An 18,379-nucleotide genomic window follows, 5' to 3' on the forward strand; every position below is an offset into this window, starting at 1 on the left:
TTTGACGGGGAGCGATGGACGAAGTCTTCAAGGCCCTGGCCGACCCGAACCGGCGTCGACTGCTGGACAGCCTCAACACCCGGAACGGGCAAGCGCTGCGCGAACTGTGCGCGGGGCTGAACATGACCCGGCAGTCGGTCAGCAAGCACCTGGCGGTGCTCGAGGAGGCGGGCCTGGTCACGACGGTTCGCCGCGGCCGCGAGAAGTTGCACTACCTGAACGCCGCACCGATCAACGCGATCGCCGACCGCTGGATGCACCAGTACGACCGGCAGCGCGCCGAGGCGCTGTCCGATCTCAAACGAGCATTGGAGTCAGCACCGATGAGCGGAAACGCCTTCGTCTACACGACTTTCATCCGAACCACGCCGGAACAGCTGTGGCAGGCCCTCACCGATCCGGCGTTCACCCGCCGCTACTGGGGAGTCGCCTTCGAAACCGACTGGCGCCCGGGATCCCCCGTGGTCTGGGAGGAGAACGGCCAGCGCACCACCGACCCGGAGCAGGTCGTGCTGGAATCCGAGCCGCACCGCCGGCTCTCCTACACCTGGCACACGCCGACCCCGGAGTGGGCGGCGGCCGTGGGCATCGACGACGACCTCCGCGCCACGCTCGCCGCCGAGTCCCGGTCGAAGGTCACGTTCGAGCTCGAACCGCACGGCGAGACGGTCAAGCTCACCGTCACCCACGACGACTTCCCGGACGGCAGCACGATGCGCCAGATGGTCGGCAACGGCTGGCCCCACCTGCTCTCCAACCTGAAAACCCTCCTGGAAACAGGCGAAACCCTGCCCGCCTGACCCACGTCGACGACCACGCACACAGATCACCCTCCGCGGCACCCCAGGCGCGGGCGAACCGCTCGCTCCCTCGCCGTGCGAGCACCAGGCCGTCCGCCGCCGGTGGGAGTTCCGCAAATTCAATGGAAATCGGACCTCCGATTTCCATTGAATTTGCGGAAGTTCTCCACAGGCAGGACGACTTGTCCACAGGTGTCGGCGTGTCGGGGTCCGGAGGTCCCGACACGCCGGGGTCCCGACACGCCCGGGTGTGCAGTTTCAATTGAAACTGTAAAACCCAGGCACGGCGGATCACAGTTTCAATTGAAACTGCGGTGAGGTGTCGGCGCGCCCGAGTCCCGACATGCCGATGGGACGGACGGGGACGGGCGTGTCGGGATGTTGATTTGAAGGCGTGTCGCGGGGTTCAGGCTCGTGGCGGGTGTTCCTGCTTGCGTCGGAGGAGCAGGCAGACGAAGCCGAGGACTCCGCGGTAGCCGCGCAGCCAGCCGTCGCGGTGCTCGCGCGCCGCCTCGATCGCAGCCTCGGCGTCCGGATGTTCGGGGTGGTCGAGGGCCCACCGGGTCAGCGAGCCGGTCCAGGACCACTCGTACTCGTCCCACTCGCCGAGCTCGCTGACGTGCCCGTACACCGGCGTCCAGCCGGCCTTCTCCGCGGTCTCCACCGTGCCCGCGAGGTCCTGGAAGTCCTCGGGCACCGCGTCGAGCGCGTCCAGCGCCGCCCGGGTCGGAGGCCGTTCCCAGAACCCCTCGCCGATGAGGACCGTGCCACCAGGTGCGACGCGCTCGTCGATGGCCCGCAGCGATTCCTCGAATCCCCCGAAGGCATGCGTTGCACCGACGCACATCACCAGGTCGCACGCCTTCGGCGGTCGATACTCCCGCGCATCGCCCTGCGCGTAGATCACCCGGCCCCGGAGCCCGCGATCCCGGGTGGTCTCCTCGGCTCGCCGCAGCGCCGGTTCCGACGTGTCCACGGCGAAAGCACGCGCCGTCGGATATTCCTCCAGGGCGCGGAGCACCCATTCCCCTGCGCCACAACCGAGGTCGAGCACGGAGGCACCGGGCGAGCACCCGACCTGCCGGAGCAACCGTCCCACGTTCGAATCGGACAGCGGAGCCGCGATGGGGTGGTCGACGTGGGCCAGGAAGCTCAGCGTTTGGCGATCCATCGGGCCAGTGTGACCACCGAATCACCCGTACGCACTGGGTTTTTCGACGCCGGAACCCGCCGACCAGAAGTCGACCACGAGGCGCCTTCTTCCTACCGCGACCAGTCGGCGATGACCGCCTGCCCTTCCGGGATGGCGAGGTCGAGCAGTCCCGGGAACCTGGCTTCGAGGTCGTCGCGGCGCAGGCTGTTCAGGCGGCGGGTTCCCTCGTTGCGCTGGCGGATCACACCGGCTTCCCGGAGGACCTTGAAGTGGCCGCTCTGCGTGGACTTGCTGACCGGCAGCGCGAACGTCGCGCACGCGAGTTCACCCTCGGCCCCGGCGAGCCCGGCGACGATCGCCAGGCGCACCGGATCGGAGAGCGCGGCCATCACGTCGGTGAAGCGCAGCTCGTCGCGAGCGGGGTGGACGAGTTCGGTCGCGGTGCGGCTTGCCATGCCCCCAGGATAGCGACCATGTTCGAATTTTCCGAACATGTGCTATGTTCGGAAAACTCGAACATGACTTCCTGGAGCGCAGATGCCACTCGAAGTGCAGTCGCCCACCCGCGAACCCGTCCGATCCGAAACCCGCTGGAAGTTCTGGGCTTGCGCGTACGCGCTCCTGATCCTGCTGACCGGGACGAACCTGCCCACCCCGCTCTACCGCGGCTACCAGCAGCAGTTCGGCTTCTCCCCGCTGGTCACCACGTTGATCTTCGCGGCGTACGTGGCGGCGCTGATCCCGTCGCTGCTGGTGGCCGGGCCGTTGTCGGACGCGGTCGGACGCCGCCGCGTGCTGCTACCGGCCGTTGCGACGGCGGTGCTGGGATCGCTGATCTTCGCCCTCGCCTCCGGAACCGCATGGCTGTTCGCCGCACGGGTACTCCAGGGCCTCTCGCTCGGTTTCGCCTCGGGCACGTTGACCGCCGTGCTGGCCGAACTCGAGCCCACCGGCAACCGCCGCCGAGCAGCCCTGGTGTCCACAGTGGCCTCAGTCGGCGGGCTCGGCCTAGGACCGGTGCTGGCCGGCCTGCTCGCCGAGTACGCCCCGGCTCCCCACGTGCTGCCGTTCGTGGTCGAGATCGTGCTGCTGGTGCCGGCTGCGGTGGCGATCGCCTCGTTGCCGCAGGGGCGCACCGCCACGCGGTGGAAGCCACGTCGTCCGCAGGTGCCGAAGGCCGTTCGGGGCGTGTTCGCGACCAGCGGTGCAGCCAGCTTCCTCGCCTTCGCCGTGATCGGACTGTTCCTCACCCTCGTCCCGACGTACGTCGCGGAGCTCTCCCGCAGCACGAACCTGCTGCTCAGCGGAGCCGCGGTGGCCCTGATGCTGGCGAGCTCCGCGGCGGCCCAGCTCGTCGGCTACGGCGGTCGGGCACGAAAGCTGGAGCTCGTCGGCCTCCCGCTGCTGGCCGCGGGACTCGTGCTGCTCGCCGTCGCAGGCGGCCTGCGTTCGTTGACGTTGTTGCTGGTCGCAACGGTCATCGCCGGGATCGGGCAGGGCTTGGCGTTCCTCGGCGGCCTCACCGCGGTCAGCCAGGCCGCACCCGCGGATCGCCAGGCCGAGGTGCTCTCCAGCTTCTACGTGCTCATCTACCTCGGCGTCGGCGTGCCGGTGATCGGTGTCGGTGTGCTCGCCACCTGGCTCGGCCTGCTGCTGGCCGTGCAGTGCTCCGCCGTCCTCATCGCCCTGCTGTGCCTGCTGGTCCTGGCGATCCCCGCCCGACGCACCGAGGAGATCCGATGAACACGAACGCCCTCGAAACCGCGTACCCCGAACTGATCCGGAACGCGGAAGCGATCACCGACGCGACCCCGCTGACCGAACAGGACCGCACCCTCGCCGACTGGACGATCGCCCACGTCGCGCTCAGCGACCGCATCCTCGCCGCCGCAGCCCGCGACCTCCTCGTCGGAGCCCCGGTCGTCGTCGACAACCGCGAAGCCATGGACCCCGCGACGCTCAACGCGCTGATCAGCCGCACTTCGCACCAGGAGCGGATCGCCCTCGTCCGCCGCAACGCGGACTACTTCACCGCCACCGTCCAGTGCATCCCGGACCACGCCGCGCACACCCCGGTGCGGCTGAGCCTCGTGGACCGCGACGGCAACTCCGTCCCCGACCAACATCTCCCGTGGGACGAGCTGATCCACGTCCGGGCAACGCAGCACCTACCCGGACATGCCGCCAGACTCGCCGAACTGGCCCGAGTCCTGGACTGATCTTCCGCATCGACGCGTCGAACCGAAGTCAGCGGACCGGGCTGTTCGGCCGTGAACCGAAGGGACGTCGACCATGGCGACGTGTCCGAGAGGTCACTCCGTCAGGCAGAGTTCGTTGCCCTCAGGATCGGCCAGAACGGTGAACCTGGGAGCAGTGCGAATTTCACGGCCGCCCAGCTCGCACAGCTGGGAGACCAATGTCCGGCGGTCCGCGTCGGGAACCCGGATGTCCAGGTGAACGCGGTTCTTCGTGGTCTTGGTCTCGGCGACCTTCTGAAACCACAGCGTCGGCCCCCGCCCGGAAGGATCGACCAGATCCACAGCCCCCTCGGCCGTGACCTGCTCGACGTAGCCCAACGCCGCGCACCAGAACCGCCGCAGCAACTCGGGATCGTTGGCATCGACGCAGATCTCGAAACTTCGCGCAGACATCACGGGCGCTTGATGCGCTGTCACGCGGACAGCGGTTGGATCCGGGCCAACGTGTCGGCGAGGGCGTCCCTCTCACGTTCCAAGTCGTAGCGCGACTGAAGGTTGAGCCAGAACCTCTCGGAGGTGCCGAAGAAGCGCGCGAGCCGCAGCGCCGTGTCAGCCGAGACCCCACGCTTGCCGTGCACGATCTCGTTGATCCGACGCGGCGGAACGCCGATTGCCACGGCCAACCGGTGCTGCGTGACGCCGAGCGGCTCCAAGTACTCCTCGCTCAGGACTTCCCCGGGATGAACCGGAGGCATGACGCACTCGTCAGACATCCTCAGCCCCCTTCAGTGGTAGTCCACGATCTCGACGTTCTCAGGCGACGTTGATAACGGCAAGCGTCATGCGCTGCCGGTGCCGGACCTCACCGAACCCCCGCCAGCTCCTTGGCCCGTTCCAGGACGCCGCGGAGCATCTCCGGGGTCAGCTTTCCGGTGAAGGTGTTCTGCTGGCTGACGTGGTAGCAGCCGAGGAGGTGGAGGGGTGCTCCGCCGTCCGTTGCCGGGAGTTCGGCGTGGGCTTCGTGGCCGAACTTGGGGCGGGGGCGGGGGATCTGCCACACCGCGTCGGCCAGGACCGGGAGGAGGGCTTGCCAGCCGAAGGCTCCGAGGACGATCACCACTCGCAGGGTCGGGCGGAGCAGGTCGAGCTCCTGGACCAGCCACGGGCGGCAGGTGTCGCGTTCGGCCGGGGTCGGTTTGTTGGCCGGTGGGGCGCAGTGGACCGGGGCCGTGATCCTGGTGCGGAACAGCTGCAGGCCGTCGTCCAGGTGGTGCGCTTCGGGCTGCGACGCCAGGCCGACGTCGTAGAGCGCTCGGAACAGGACGTCGCCGCTGCGGTCTCCGGTGAAGATGCGGCCGGTCCGGTTCCCGCCGTGCGCTGCCGGGGCCAGGCCGACGATGCCGATCGCGGCGTCCGGCGGGCCGAAGCCCGGGACCGGGCGGCCCCAGTACTCCTCGTCGCGGAACGCCGCGCGCTTGACCTCGGCCACCTCCTCGCGCCAGGCCACCAGGCGCGGGCAGGCCGTGCAGCGGGTGATCAGCTGGTCCAGGTCGGACAGCCGAGATGCGGTCGGGGCGGCAGTGGCGGGGTCGCCGACGGGGTCGGTGACCAGCCTGGAGGGCGCGGTGGGCACCTCTCAAAAATCGCAGAAAACCGGTTCAGCGGCACGTAATGTGGTCGGCATGGCAGCCAGCGCGGACAAGACCGACGAGAGCAAGGAAACCACCACCCCGGCGGAGCCGGCCGACGACCTGGTCAGCACGCACCACTCGATCGTGGTGGACGGCGCGGAGCTGTCCTACACCGCCACGACCGGGCGCGTCGTGCTGCGCGAAGAGGTGCAGACCGACGGCAAGTTCGACGGGTTCAAGGCCAAGGCCGAGGTCTTCGTGACCTCCTACGTCGTCGACGCCGACCCCGGGACCACCCGCCCGGTGACCTTCGCGTTCAACGGCGGCCCGGGGTCCTCGAGCGTGTGGCTGCACCTCGGGCTGCTCGGCCCGCGGCGCGTCGTCTCCGGCGACGCCGGCGACCTCGCCCCGCCGCCCTACGGGCTGGCCGACAACCCGGAAACCCTGCTGGCGCACAGCGATCTGGTGTTCATCGACCCGGTGTCGACCGGGTACTCGCGGGCCGTCGAGGGCGGCACGCCGGGCGACTTCCACGGCTACAAGCGCGACATCGAGTCCATCGCCGAGGTGATCCGGCTGTGGACCACCCGCAACGGCCGGTGGATGTCGCCGAAGTACCTGGCCGGCGAGTCCTACGGCACGCTGCGCGCGGCGGCGCTGGCCGAGCACCTGCAGTCCCGGTACGGGCTCTACCCGAACGGCCTGCTGCTGATCTCCTCGGTGCTGGACCTGGGCACGGTCCGGTTCACCGACGGCAACGACCTGCCGTACTCGCTGTACCTGCCGACCTACGCGGCGATCGCGCACCACCACGGCAAGCACGGCGACCGGCCGCTGCGCGAGGTGCTCGACGAGGCCGAGGAGTACGCCGCCAAGGAGTACCAGTGGGCGCTGGCCCGCGGCGCGCGGCTGACCGACGAGGAGCGGGCCGAGGTGGTGCGCCGGGTCGCGGGGCTGTCCGGGCTCTCCGAGGACTACGTGGAGCGCGCGAACCTGCGCATCGAGCACATCCGGTTCTTCACCGAGCTGCTGCGCGACCGGCGGCAGACGGTGGGCCGGATGGACGGCCGGTTCACCGGCTGGGAGCCGGACGCGGCGGGCGAGCACTTCACCGACGACCCGAGCATCTCCGGGATCCTCGGGGCCTACGCGGCGTCGATCAACCACTACCTGCGCGAAGAGCTCGACTACACCAGCGACCTGCCCTACGAGATGATCACCAGCAAGGTGCAGCCCTGGTCCTACAAGGAGTTCGAGGGCGCGAGCGTGTCCGTCGTGGACAAGCTCGGCGCGGCGATGCAGGCCAACCCGCACCTGCGGATCCACGTGGGCTGCGGCTACACCGACGGCGCGACGCCGTACTTCGCGGCCGAGCACGTCCTGGCCCGGCTGCCGATCCCGCCGCAGCTGCGGGAGAACATCGACGTCCGCTACTACCCCGCCGGCCACATGATGTACGTGCATGAGGAGTCGCGGCTGGCGCAGTCCGCGCACCTCGCGGAGTTCGTGCGGGGCTGATCTCGGCGCGCCGCTGGGCCCGCTCCGGTGGGCTCAGCGGCGTCGGGCTTCGACCAGCCAGGCCGCCGAGTCGTAGAGCACGCCGCGCTCGGTCTGGTGGTCGGCCAGGTCCGCGCGCAGGTCGGCGATGGCGCGGGACTTGTCGTCGGCGTCGAGGTCGGCGAGCAGCCAGGCGTGCTGTTCGGCGATGAAGTCGCACGCGTCGTCCACGTCGCGGCCGAAGTACATCGGTTCGGCGAGGTCGTGCAGCTGCACGTCGTCGAATCCGGCCGCCGACAGCAGTTCCCGGACCGCGTCCGGGTCGCTCAGCGAGAACGGGCTCGGCCCGGTCGACGGTGGTAGCGGCAGCTCGCGGCCGGCGGCCAGCAGCGTGCGGAACGCCGTCATCCACTCGATCCGCTCCACCGGCTGCCAGGTCAGCAGGGCCAGGCGGCCGCCGGGACGCACCGCCCGCGCGATGTTGCGGAACGCCGCGAGCGGATCGCCGAAGAACATCACCCCGTGTCGGCTGATCGCGACGTCGAAGTGCTGCTCCGGGAAGTCGTGCACCTGCGCGTCGACCTGCTCGAACGCCACGTTGGACAGCTCGTCGCGCGCGGCCAGCCGACGGGCCAGCTCGATCATGCTCGAGGACAGGTCCACGCCCAGCACCGAACCGTCGACCGCACGCCGCGCCGCGTCCCGGGTCGTCTGCCCGCTGCCGCAGCCGATGTCCAGCACCGTCGAGGCGCGGTCGATCTCCGCGGCGTCGAGGAACCTGTCCTGGTAGCCCGCGACGCCTTCGTTGAAGCGGTCGGCGCGGGAAGTCCAGAATTCGCCCTGGTTCCCGTCCCACGCGCGCAGCTGGTCCACATTGGATGGATCGACCGCCGTGCTGTCGCTCATCGTTCCCCCAGAAGCCGTTTCGGAAAGAGCGCAGCCGTGAACCCTACGCGATTCGACCGGGAGATCAACCGGTTTTCCACCCCCGACGCCGAACGCTCGGCCGGGACACCCCGGCCGAGCGTTGGTCGATGCGCGGTCAGTGCGGCGCGACCTCCTGGACCTGCGCGTTGCCGTCCCAGTCGCCGTCCTGGTCCTGGTTGGCGTTGTTGGTCTGCGTCGGGCCGGTGTTGGCGGTGTGGCTGCCATCGCCCTGCTGCACCACGACCGAGGGCGAGTTGTTGTTGTTCGTCGGCTTGCTCACCTGGACTTCGTCCTGGTTCTGCACCTGGACCGGAGAGCCGTCGGGACCGACCGCCTGGGCCTGGGTGTTGTCCTCCCAGTCACCGGCCTGGGCCTGGTCGGCGTTGTTGGTCTGCGTCGGCCCGGTGTTGGCGGTGTGGTCACCATTGCCCTGCTGCACCACGACCGACGGCGAGACATTGTTGTTCGTCGGCTTGCTCACCTGGATCTCGTCCTGGTTCTGCTGCTGCGTCGGAGAGCCGCCGGGATCGTCGCCGGCCATCGCCGTGGCCGTCGCTCCCAACAGCAGCGGGACGCTCACCGAGATGACGGTCAGCACGCGCTTCGCAGTGCGCATCAGGACACTTCCTTCCATGAGAACTGGATCTGCGGCAACGAACTTCGCGCCGATCAATTCAGACCGGGGAATCAGCTCGAAATACTCCACCGATCTCGCATCGAATACTGTATCGCCAGCGCCGCAAAGCACTGCAACTCGAACTCGACGCACTCACCTCATGCGATGAAGTGATGTCCCCGAAATGCACACCACCAAGATCCCCCGACAGCATCATCATCCCAGCTCAGAGTACCTAAGAAGGTCAGACTGAGGCATGCCGAGAACTTGCCCGAATACCCCCGGTCAGCCTCCACCCATGAATTACAGCCGAACAGATTATCTCCATTCGAATGAACCCGAAAGAATCGCGAAAACAATTCCACTCGTGACGTCGGCGCATCGATTTACCGACAAGGACGATGTCGATCGAGGCCACAACAGCTGCGGAACGCACCCCACCCGGGTGAGCTCCTGGCCGAGCACGGCTCAGGAGCGCTCCTTGTCGTGGCTGAGGAGGAAGACCTTCGGTGCGACGCGCTCCATGTTTCCGTCCCGCGCGACGACCATGCCCGCCGCGAAGTCGATCAGCTGTATCGCCTCGGTGTTCGTCAGGGCAGTCAGGTCCATCAGCACGGCATTGCCCTGCCGGAAGTAGTCGCCGACGTGGTAGACGTCGGCGTAGTTCTGCGGGTGCAGCGTCTTGACCACACCACCAGTCTTACTTGCCCCGGCAGGAAGTCAACTGCAGGCACATCTGCCCAGCTCAACCTCACAGCACTCTCACCGCGGAGGGGCGAGCGAGACCAGCGCGGCGGGCCGCACCGCACCGGCGGCAGTCGAGCCGTTCAAGAGGTCGGCCAGGTCGTGGGACGGCGCCTGCTCGTCGGTCGGGACCGCTGCTGTGATCCGGTCCAGCCGGAAACCTCGGCCGGCCTTCCGCGCGCGGCACCAGGCGATGAGGTACCACCTGCCGTTGGCGGTGAGCAGTCCGGCGGGTTCCACTTCGCGGTCGCTCTCCCGCCCCGCCTCATCGGTGTAGGACAACAGCAACACCGTGCCGCTGGCGAGGGCTTGTTCCACCGCGGCCCGGACCGCCCCCTCGGTCCGGGCCGGCAGTGCGACGATCCGCGCGGCGAGCCCCTGCGCCGCGACCGAGGCGGGTCCGGTCATCGAAGCCGCGATCTTCTGCGATGCCGTGCGGGCCGCGCCTGCGAAAGGAGCTGAGGCGTCGGACACCGCGAGCGCGGCGACCAATGCCGAGGCCTCGTCTGCGGTGAAGCGGATCGGGGGAAGGGTCATCGCCGGGTCGATCGACCAGCCCCCACCTCGTCCTGGTGTGGTGCGCACCGGGACACCGGTATCCATCAACGTCTGGAGATCGCGCTGCACAGTGCGGGTGCTGACCTCGAACCGCGCGGCGAGCGCCGCGACCGTCAGCGTCCGCGGGGCCACCGCGCGCAACTCTTCCACCAGTGCGTAGAGCCGAGCAGTCCGGTTCACGCGGTCGACGCTACCGTCACGCGCCGGCCAAGAAGTCCTGCTCGCGCTGCTGTTCCCGCTCGGTGATGGTCAACGGGAACAGGGTGAAGCCGTGCATCGCGCCGGCGACGACGCCGAGCTGCACGGGTGCCCCCGCCGCCTGCCACCGCGCTGCCAGGAAGAGCGAGTCGTCCAGCAGCGGATCTTCGGTGCCGACGACGATTCGGGCCGGCGGCAACCCGGCCAGGTCTGCGTACAGCGGCGAGACCTCCGGGTCGCGGCGGTCCTCCGCTCCCATCCCCGGCGTGAAGCGTTCGTAGCTGCGCCGCAGCGAGTCGGTGTTGCTCAGCAGTTGCCTGGACCCGAACAGCCGCTGGCTCGGTGTCATCGACAGGTCGTACGGGCCGAAGGTCAACTGGGCCGCCCGGTACGCGCCGGTGATGCCGTGCCGGTCGCGGAGGCGCAGCAGCGTCAGGACGCTCAGGTGGGCGCCGGCCGATTCGCCGCCGATCAGCAGCCGTCGGGTGCCGAACTCGGCCGCGGCGTGGTCCACCAGCCACCGGGCAACCGCTTCGCAGTCGTCGGGCCCGGCCGGGAACGGGTGCTCCGGTGCCAGCCGGTATTCCACGCTCACCACCGCCAGCCGGGCCTGCTCCGCCAGCCGCCACAGCTTCTCGTCCTGTCCTCCCGCAGCGCCGATTGCCCAGCCACCGCCGTGGATGTGCAGGTAAACGCCGTCGACGTGGTCCGGCACGAAGGCCCGGACCGGCACCCCGCCCGCCACGACGCGGTCCTGCCCCTGCGGCAGCCTCACCGGTGGGGCATCGCCGCCCAGCCGGTTGCGCCGCAGCAGTTCCAGTGCGGTCGCATCCGGTACTTCGCCACGCGACGGACGGGCGGTCTCGAACTGCTCGTTGAACGCGGAGGTCTCGGCGAGGCAGTCCTCGTCAGTGATCGTCATGCGCCGACAGTCGCAGCTGTCCGCGACAACACCATGTCACCCTTTTTAAGTGAAATGGGTCACGACAGGGGGTGCTGCGGGCGTCCAAATCAGAGCTCGCGTCACCAACTCAACCTCTTTGAGACATTCGATCACCGTGCTAGAAGGCCTCCTATACATGGCCTCATCCGGACTCGCATGTTCCCCCATGAACGCCACTGACACCCTTAGTCGAGATCGCGATAATAAAACCAGAATGCCATCCCGACGGAGCCCCGACTAGACCATTCGAGTTAATCCACGAAACAGCTCTGACGCAAACCCCCAGGGCACGACACATACCGACCAGAACCTTCCTCAAAAAGGGGCCTCATGCCGCCAGCCACAGGTACACTGCGTCGGGCACCCGCAGGGAGCCATCAACAGAATATAAATACACCCTACTGTATTCAGAATAAGATTTTAGAGGTCAAGATTGCCGCCAACCGGAACACAAACACTAGTCCGCACGGTCTTCGACCAATGGCGTTCTGAAAATCTATCAAACGCGCCCGCGGACGATGCGTGGGAAATTTTCTCCTCTTGGCTGCTGCTGAAAGACAATGACCTGACACTGGACATCATCCAAGCCGGGGTCGTAGACGGGCAAAACGATGGAGGAATCGATGCTCTATACACCTTGCTCGAAGGGTCCGTCGTAGAGCGAGACACCGCAATAGTCGAGAATCCTGACATTGCACGAGAATACGCCGAGGGGCTCGAGCTTGAACTACACATAATTCAAGCAAAAAACAGAGAGTCTTTTACGCAAGCTGAGGTAACAAAGCTGCATTCAGTGCTTCCAGCAGCACTGGATCTGGGACAGGACATCGGTGATCTAAAAGATGAGCTAAGAGAAGAAGTTCGCGAACAGATTGAAGTATTTAGAAGCACACTGAAGCACCTCCTCGTACGCAGACCAAGAGTATCCATTAATATCTCAATCGTTTCCAGGGGAACGACCTCCACTATTGACCAGAACGTCCATTCTCGCGCGAAAAGACTGCAGGGTGACGTAAAAGATCTACTCCCAAGTGCCGATGTGCAAGTCAATTTCGTCGGCGCCGATGAGCTCTGGCAGATCTACGATAGTAGGCCACCTGAGACAATCAAGCTCGAATGCGATGAAATCCTGACAAGCGGTGAATCTTACGTAGCACTTGCCCCCTTGGACAACTACATAAATCTAATCTGCGAACCCGATTACTCAATCAGACGTCATCTATTCGACGCCAACGTGCGCGATTATGAGGGGCAAGTAGCAGTAAACAAGGAGATACTAGCGACGCTGGAAGACCCGCAAAGCCCTGAATTTTGGTGGCTAAACAACGGTGTAACAATCTTGTGCGACGACGCAACCGGCGCTGGGAAGCAATTTTCTTTGAGAAATATTCAGATCGTGAACGGTCTGCAAACTTCACACACGGTTGCCCAATGGTTCAAGAAGCATAAAGAGGCCGGAACGCTCGACAGATTGGACAAGGCGGCAAAGCGTAAGATCCTGGTCCGAATCATCGTTGCCGACAACAACTCGGTACGCGACAGTATTATCAGAGCAACGAACCGGCAGACCCCTGTTCCCGAAGCATCTCTTCGCGCAACCGATCGAATTCAGCGACAGATAGAAAAGTTCTTCGAGTCCAAAGGGCTTTTTTATGATCGCCGAAAGGGTTACTATAAGAACATCGGGAAGGACCCTGGTCGGATCGTCAGCATCTCATACCTAGGTCAAGCAATGTACGCGCTGGCTTATGGTCGACCTGAAGTTGCCCGTGGAAAACCGAATTCCTTGCTGGCCGAGGATGCCCGGTATAAACAATCATTCGATCCGGGCGCGGATCTCGAAGTATTCTATTGGGCGGCGTCGGTTCTAAGGGCCGTAGATTCACACCTCAGGTCTGCAACGTCTCAAGTCAGGTACCCAGAAAGGAGATACCTTTCGCCATTTATTGCGTACGCCACGGCAGTAATGGCATTGCAAAAAATCCCCCATCACTGGACTGATTTACTTGCCCTCGCAAGGGAGCAGAAGAAATTCAGCGATACCGAGCTGGAATCAGCCGCATCCTCGGTAAAAAAATGCCTTGACGAATACACAAGGAAATACGAGACTACGCCGTCCAATGCAACAAAAAGGAAGCCTTTCACTGACTATCTTGCAAATAAACTTCTCAGCCAGAAAGATCAGCTGATGCTTTAATTCTTCAGCAGCGAAGCATCGAGGGGTGTCGCGGGCGGTGCCGTGAGTGGTGGGGGTTCGGCACCGCCCGCAACCCTCGTGGTCAGGGCAGGTCGCGGCGGACCGCTTCCGCTGCGCTGACCAGGTTCTCCAGGGCCGGCTCGACCTCCGCGTAGCCGCGGGTCTTCAGGCCGCAGTCCGGGTTCACCCACAGGCGGTCCGCCGGGACCGCGCGCAGGGCTGCCCGGAGCAGGTCGGTCACCTCCGCCGCGTCCGGCACCCGCGGCGAGTGGATGTCGTACACGCCCGGTCCGACGCCGCGACCGAAGCCGACCGCGTTGAGGTCGTCGAGCACCTCCATCCGCGAGCGGGCCGCTTCGATGCTGGTCACGTCGGCGTCCAGCGCCACGATCGCGTCGATCACGTCGCCGAACTCCGAGTAGCACAGGTGCGTGTGGATCTGGGTGGAGTCGCTGACGCCCGAGGTGGCCAGGCGGAACGCCGACACCGCCCACTCCAGGTACGCCGCGCGCTGGGCCGCGCGCAGCGGGAGGAGTTCGCGCAGCGCCGGCTCGTCCACCTGGATCACCCGGATCCCGGCCGCTTCCAGGTCCTGGACCTCGTCGCGGATGGCCATCGCCACCTGCGCGGCGGTGTCGGCCAGCGGCTGGTCGTCGCGGACGAACGACCAGGCCAGGATGGTGACCGGCCCGGTGAGCATGCCCTTGACCGGTTTCGCCGTGAGCTTCTGCGCGTAGGTCGCCCACTCGACGGTCATCGGCTCCGGCCGGTGCACGTCGCCGTAGAGGATCGGCGGCCGCACGCACCGGGATCCGTAGGACTGCACCCAGCCGTTGGCGGTGCTGATGAACCCGTCCAGGTGCTCGGCGAAGTACTGCACCATGTCGTTGCGCTCGGGTTCGCCGTGCACCAGGACGTCGAGGCCGATCGATTCCTGCAGTTCGATCACGCGCTTGATCTCGTCGCGCATCCGCTGCTGGTAGCTGGCCCGGTCGATGCGCCCGCTCTGGAACGCCGCGCGCGCCTTGCGAACGTCGGTGGTCTGCGGGAACGAACCGATCGTCGTGGTCGGCAACGGCGGCAGCTGCAAGGACTTCTGCTGCGCCGCCCGCCGCTCCTGGTAGTCGCCGCGCTGCGAGTGCTCCGGCCGCAGCGACTCCAGCCGCGCGCGGACGCGGTTGTTGCGCACGCGCGTGGCACCCGCCCGGTCAGCGACGGCCTCGCGAGCAGCGGACAGCTCGTCGGTCACGGCGTCCCGACCGTCCCGCAGCGCGCGCCCGAGGACGACGACCTCGTGCACCTTCTGCTCGGCGAAGGCCAGCCAGGACTTGACCTGCGGATCGATGTCCTCGACCTCGACGTCGTAGGGCACGTGCAGCAGCGAGCACGAGGTGCTCACGGCGACCTCACCGGCCAGGCCGAGCAGGGTGGCCGCCGTGGTGAGCGCGCGGTCGAGGTCGGTGCGCCAGATGTTGCGCCCGTCGACGAGCCCGGCCACCAGCGTCTTGTCCCGCAGCCCCGGCACCCCGGACAGCGAATCCACAGTAGACGGATCGGTCACCAGGTCCGCGCCGAGCGCTTCGACCGGAGTGCCCGCCAGCACTCGCAGGGCCTCGGTGAAGTCGCCGAAGTACCCCGCTACCAACAACTTCGGCCGCGCCGACAACCCGCCCAGCTGCCGGTAGGCGTCACCCAGCGCCTGAAGCTGGTCGGGCGTGCGATCAGCGGCGAACGCGGGCTCGTCGAGCTGCACCCACTCGACCCCGGCGCGGTGCAGCTCGCGCAGCAGTTCCGCGTAGGCCCCGAGGAGCTCGGGCAGCTTGTCCAGCGGCCGGAAGGACTCCCCCGCGGTTGACTTGGCCAGCAGCAGGAACGTCAGCGGCCCGACCAGCACCGGGCGCGTGGTCACCCCGGCCTCCAGCGCCTCGCGGTACTGCTCGACGGGCGTGCGGTCGGCCAGCGAGAACGTCGTGCCCGGACCGATTTCCGGGACCAGGTAGTGGTAGTTGGTGTCGAACCACTTGGTCATCTCCAGCGGCGGCACCGCGTCCGCACCGCGCGCCATCGCGAAGTAGGTGCCCAGCGATCCGAGCCCGAGTTCGGCGTAGCGCTTCGGCACCGCGCCGAAGGTGACGGCGGTGTCGAGGACCTGGTCGTAGTAGGAAAAAGTGTTGCCGGGCACCGAGTCCAGACCTGCGTCGCGCAGCCGGCGCCAGGTGTCGATGCGCAGGTTCCGGGCGGTTTCGCGCAGTTCCACCTCGCTGGAACGGCCCGCCCAGCAGCTCTCCAGGGCCCGCTTCAGCTCTCGCCGCGGGCCGATCCGGGGGTACCCGAGTACGGTCGATCCGATCGTGCCGGTCAAGTCCTCACCTCGCGAGCTCGACATCAGGGGTGCCGAGGTCGTGCGGGCGTGGACCAGCGGGCAGGCAGCAGCCGCTCGTCGGCCAGGTCCTCCCGCGAGACCTCGGACCGCGCCCACCGGTCGGCGGGCGCACCGGTGGCAGGTCTTCGGACTCGCGGGCGTTCTCCGGACTCGGAGGCTCCTACTGGCCGTCGCTTCCCAGACGTCGAAGTCCAGTGCTCGATGACGGCGGTCGTTCCCGCTCACCGCTGCGGGGCAGTCCCGGATTCGCACCGGGTTCCCTCTTGCCTCGCCCCCTCCCGGGTCACCGGAAGCGGGCGAACCACCAGCACTGCCAAGGCTATCGACCAGACCCCCGTTGGCAAGGGCCGTTCAGCATCCGGCCACCGGCCACGGCCCCTGAAGTCGATCTACAGCGCGGTGAGATCCACGCCACACGCGATCAGCCGACCCAACAGGATGTAGTATATGTACTACATCTCGACGGATAGGAACGACAGAAAGTACTGGGGAGATGACGGCTGCTAGCGATCACATATCGCCACCCGTGCTCGACGTCCGCGACCTGCGGATGAGCTACGGGACGACGGACGTGCTCAAGGGCGTCGACTTCACCGCGCGTCGCGGTGAAGTCCTGGCGATCCTGGGGCCCAACGGAGCGGGCAAGAGCACCACCATCGAGATCCTGGAGGGCTTCCGGATGCGGTCGGGCGGCGACGTCCGAGTCCTCGACACCGACCCGGCGCACGGCGACGAGCGCTGGCGGGCGCGGCTCGGCGTCGTGCTCCAGTCCTGGCGCGACCACGGCAAGTGGAAGGTGCGCGAACTGCTGTCGCACCTGAGCAGCTACTACACGCCCTTCCGCGAACCGTGGAACGCCGACGAGCTCGTCGACGCGGTCGGCCTGACCGAGCACGCGGACAAGCGCATCCGGCAGCTCTCCGGCGGGCAGCGGCGCCGGCTGGACGTGGCGATCGGCATCGTCGGACGCCCGGAACTGCTGTTCCTGGACGAGCCGACGGTCGGCTTCGACCCGCAAGCCCGGCGCGAATTCCACGACCTGGTGCACCAGCTCGCCGACGAGGACACCACCGTCCTGCTCACCACGCACGACCTGGACGAGGTGGAGAAGCTGGCCGACCGGATCCTGATCCTGGCCGGCGGCCGCATCGTCGCCGACGGCTCCGCCGACCAGCTCTCCCGGCAGGTCGCCTCCGATTCCGAGATCAAGTGGTCCGTCGACGGCCAGCGGTACGTGCACTCCGCCGCGGACGCGACCGGCTTCGTCCGCGAACTGCTCGCGCAGCACGGCGAAGCGGTCACCGACCTCGAGGTACGCCGGGCGACCTTGGAGGACACCTACATGGCGCTGGTGCACGCGCACGAGTCCGGGCGCGGCGAGACCGCTGCGCTGCAGTTCACGAACGCGGGGGTGAAGCGGTGAACGCCAACGTGGTGCGCCTCGGCCTGCAGCGCGGGTGGATCGAGTTCCGCCAGACCTTGGCCAACCGGCAGGACCTGATGAGCTACCTGCTGCCGACCCTGGTCCTGCTCGTGGTGCTGTTCAACCAACGCGATTCGGAGCTCAACGGCGTCTCGGTCGGGGCGAGCAGCGTGCCCGGCGTGCTCGGCATGACCATCGCGTTCGGCGGGCTGGTCAGCATGGGGCAGCTGATGGTCACCGAACGCGAGGACGGCACGCTGCTGCGCGCCAAAGCCGTGCCGCACGGCATGATGGGCTACCTGATCGGCAAGATCGTGCTGGTCAGCGGCATGACCTTGGTCAGCATGGCGATCCTGCTGATCCCGTCCCTGGTGATGTTCGAGGGCTTCGAGCTCGGCTTCGGTTCGTGGGCGGGCGTGCTCGGGGTGACGGTGCTGGGTCTGGTCGCGACCATCCCGCTCGGGGCGACCTTCGGTTCGCTGCTGAACTCGCCGACCAGCATGGCGCTGATCCTGCTGCCGATGATCGGGCTGATCGTGATCTCCGGGATCTTCTTCCCGATCACCGTGTTCCCGGAATGGGTGCAGTGGATCGCGCAGGTCTTCCCGATGTACTGGCTGGGCCTGGGCATGCGCTCGGCACTGCTGCCGGACGCGGCGGTGACGGCCGAGATCGGCGAGTCCTGGCGGCACCTGGAGACTGTCGGGGTGCTCGGCCTGTGGGCCGTGGTCGGACTCGTGGTCGCCCCGGTGGTCCTGCGCCGGATGGCGCGGCGCGAGTCCGGTTCGAGCGTGGCGGCGCGGAGGGAGAAAGCCATGCAGCGCGTGCGCTGACGGCGGAGAGAACACGATGAGCGAGACGATCTACAACCGCATCGCGATGCTGCGCGCGGAACGGGGAACCTCCCGCCGCCAGCTCGCCGAAGCCCTCGGCGTGCACTACCAGACCGTGGGCTACCTGGAGCGGGGCGAGTACAGCCCGAGCCTCCACCTGGCCCTGCGCATCGCGGAGCACTTCGAAGTACCGGTGGAAGTGGTCTTCTCCACCCGCCCCTTCCCGCGCCTCGGCGCGGACAACTCCGCCTGATCCCCGGGGGTGGGGGGGGGGGGGG

General features: G+C 67.1%; 19 protein-coding genes and 1 riboswitch. Of the genes, 8 read left to right on the forward strand and 11 right to left on the reverse strand.

What is annotated here, in order from left to right:
• The first annotated feature begins 14 nt into the window (after positions 1-14).
• Entirely contained in the window at positions 15-800 is a 786-nt protein-coding gene (locus OU415_RS18150; RefSeq protein ID WP_270950049.1) for an ArsR/SmtB family transcription factor, read from the forward strand.
• A 406-nt stretch (positions 801-1,206) separates the two neighbouring features.
• Here OU415_RS18150 and OU415_RS18155 read toward each other — a convergent pair whose 3' ends face one another.
• Both OU415_RS18155 and OU415_RS18160 read right to left on the reverse strand, forming a co-directional pair.
• Positions 1,207-1,971, reverse strand: a complete 765-nt coding sequence (locus OU415_RS18155) for an SAM-dependent methyltransferase (RefSeq protein WP_270950050.1) — start codon at positions 1,969-1,971, stop codon at positions 1,207-1,209.
• 92 nt (positions 1,972-2,063) lie between these two features.
• Positions 2,064-2,408 carry an ArsR/SmtB family transcription factor gene (locus OU415_RS18160; RefSeq protein WP_270950051.1) on the reverse strand — a complete coding sequence of 115 codons (345 nt, stop codon included), beginning with the start codon at positions 2,406-2,408 and terminating at the stop codon, positions 2,064-2,066.
• Positions 2,409-2,490: 82 nt separating this feature from the next.
• On the opposite strand from OU415_RS18160, the gene OU415_RS18165 reads away from it, so the two are divergent.
• Positions 2,491-3,696, forward strand: coding sequence for an MFS transporter (locus OU415_RS18165; RefSeq protein WP_270950052.1), 1,206 nt, complete (start codon positions 2,491-2,493; stop codon positions 3,694-3,696).
• A complete protein-coding gene (locus OU415_RS18170) occupies positions 3,693-4,172 on the forward strand; it encodes a hypothetical protein (protein WP_270950053.1) in 480 nt (159 codons plus the stop codon). Before OU415_RS18165 ends, OU415_RS18170 begins: the two co-directional genes overlap by 4 nt.
• A gap of 93 nt (positions 4,173-4,265) precedes the next feature.
• On the opposite strand, the gene OU415_RS18175 is transcribed toward OU415_RS18170, so the two are convergent.
• The 3 genes from OU415_RS18175 to OU415_RS18185 all read right to left on the reverse strand — a co-directional run bounded on the left by OU415_RS18175 (position 4,266) and on the right by OU415_RS18185 (position 5,709).
• Positions 4,266-4,604, reverse strand: a complete 339-nt coding sequence (locus tag OU415_RS18175; RefSeq protein WP_270950070.1) for a VOC family protein — start codon at positions 4,602-4,604, stop codon at positions 4,266-4,268.
• 20 nt (positions 4,605-4,624) lie between these two features.
• Positions 4,625-4,924, reverse strand: coding sequence for a HigA family addiction module antitoxin (locus tag OU415_RS18180; protein ID WP_270950054.1), 300 nt, complete (start codon positions 4,922-4,924; stop codon positions 4,625-4,627).
• 89 nt (positions 4,925-5,013) lie between these two features.
• A complete protein-coding gene (locus tag OU415_RS18185; RefSeq protein WP_270950071.1) occupies positions 5,014-5,709 on the reverse strand; it encodes a uracil-DNA glycosylase in 696 nt (231 codons plus the stop codon).
• A 124-nt stretch (positions 5,710-5,833) separates the two neighbouring features.
• Here OU415_RS18185 and OU415_RS18190 point away from each other — a divergent pair, with 124 nt between their 5' ends.
• The gene (locus OU415_RS18190) at positions 5,834-7,300 is read left to right on the forward strand and encodes a S10 family peptidase (RefSeq protein ID WP_270950055.1); all 1,467 of its coding nucleotides are present in this window, start codon (positions 5,834-5,836) and stop codon (positions 7,298-7,300) included.
• Positions 7,301-7,333: 33 nt separating this feature from the next.
• On the opposite strand, the gene OU415_RS18195 is transcribed toward OU415_RS18190, so the two are convergent.
• The 5 genes from OU415_RS18195 to OU415_RS18215 all read right to left on the reverse strand — a co-directional run bounded on the left by OU415_RS18195 (position 7,334) and on the right by OU415_RS18215 (position 11,244).
• Positions 7,334-8,185: a class I SAM-dependent methyltransferase gene (locus OU415_RS18195; protein WP_270950056.1), complete on the reverse strand. Its 852-nt coding sequence runs from the start codon at positions 8,183-8,185 to the stop codon at positions 7,334-7,336.
• Between the two features lie 136 nt (positions 8,186-8,321).
• Positions 8,322-8,822, reverse strand: a complete 501-nt coding sequence (locus OU415_RS18200; RefSeq protein ID WP_270950057.1) for a hypothetical protein — start codon at positions 8,820-8,822, stop codon at positions 8,322-8,324.
• 468 nt (positions 8,823-9,290) lie between these two features.
• Positions 9,291-9,512 (reverse strand): cell division protein SepF, encoded by a 222-nt coding sequence (gene sepF / locus OU415_RS18205; RefSeq protein ID WP_270950058.1) that lies wholly within the window; start codon positions 9,510-9,512, stop codon positions 9,291-9,293.
• A 72-nt stretch (positions 9,513-9,584) separates the two neighbouring features.
• On the reverse strand, positions 9,585-10,304 hold the full coding sequence (locus tag OU415_RS18210) for a helix-turn-helix transcriptional regulator (protein ID WP_270950059.1): 720 nt from the start codon (positions 10,302-10,304) through the stop codon (positions 9,585-9,587).
• 16 nt (positions 10,305-10,320) lie between these two features.
• Positions 10,321-11,244 carry an alpha/beta hydrolase gene (locus tag OU415_RS18215; RefSeq protein ID WP_270950060.1) on the reverse strand — a complete coding sequence of 308 codons (924 nt, stop codon included), beginning with the start codon at positions 11,242-11,244 and terminating at the stop codon, positions 10,321-10,323.
• A gap of 454 nt (positions 11,245-11,698) precedes the next feature.
• On the opposite strand from OU415_RS18215, the gene OU415_RS18220 reads away from it, so the two are divergent.
• Positions 11,699-13,462 (forward strand): AIPR family protein, encoded by a 1,764-nt coding sequence (locus OU415_RS18220; RefSeq protein ID WP_270950062.1) that lies wholly within the window; start codon positions 11,699-11,701, stop codon positions 13,460-13,462.
• Positions 13,463-13,544: 82 nt separating this feature from the next.
• On the opposite strand, the gene metE is transcribed toward OU415_RS18220, so the two are convergent.
• Positions 13,545-15,824, reverse strand: a complete 2,280-nt coding sequence (metE, locus tag OU415_RS18225) for a 5-methyltetrahydropteroyltriglutamate--homocysteine S-methyltransferase (RefSeq protein WP_270950063.1) — start codon at positions 15,822-15,824, stop codon at positions 13,545-13,547.
• Positions 15,825-15,944: 120 nt separating this feature from the next.
• A riboswitch (cobalamin riboswitch) is annotated at positions 15,945-16,166 on the reverse strand.
• A 172-nt stretch (positions 16,167-16,338) separates the two neighbouring features.
• Between metE and OU415_RS18230 the strand changes: the two genes are divergently transcribed.
• From OU415_RS18230 to OU415_RS18240, 3 genes are read left to right on the forward strand one after another with little or no spacing between them, the layout of a single operon-like run.
• Positions 16,339-17,268: an ABC transporter ATP-binding protein gene (locus tag OU415_RS18230; protein WP_270950064.1), complete on the forward strand. Its 930-nt coding sequence runs from the start codon at positions 16,339-16,341 to the stop codon at positions 17,266-17,268.
• On the forward strand, positions 17,265-18,101 hold the full coding sequence (locus tag OU415_RS18235) for an ABC transporter permease (protein ID WP_270950065.1): 837 nt from the start codon (positions 17,265-17,267) through the stop codon (positions 18,099-18,101). The genes OU415_RS18230 and OU415_RS18235 overlap by 4 nt, the downstream gene beginning before the upstream one ends.
• 16 nt (positions 18,102-18,117) lie before the next feature.
• Positions 18,118-18,354 carry a helix-turn-helix transcriptional regulator gene (locus OU415_RS18240; RefSeq protein ID WP_270950066.1) on the forward strand — a complete coding sequence of 79 codons (237 nt, stop codon included), beginning with the start codon at positions 18,118-18,120 and terminating at the stop codon, positions 18,352-18,354.
• The last annotated feature ends 25 nt before the right edge of the window (positions 18,355-18,379 follow it).

Source organism: Saccharopolyspora oryzae (assembly GCF_027853915.1).
In the GTDB taxonomy this organism is placed as follows: Bacteria; Actinomycetota; Actinomycetes; order Mycobacteriales; family Pseudonocardiaceae; genus Saccharopolyspora; species Saccharopolyspora oryzae.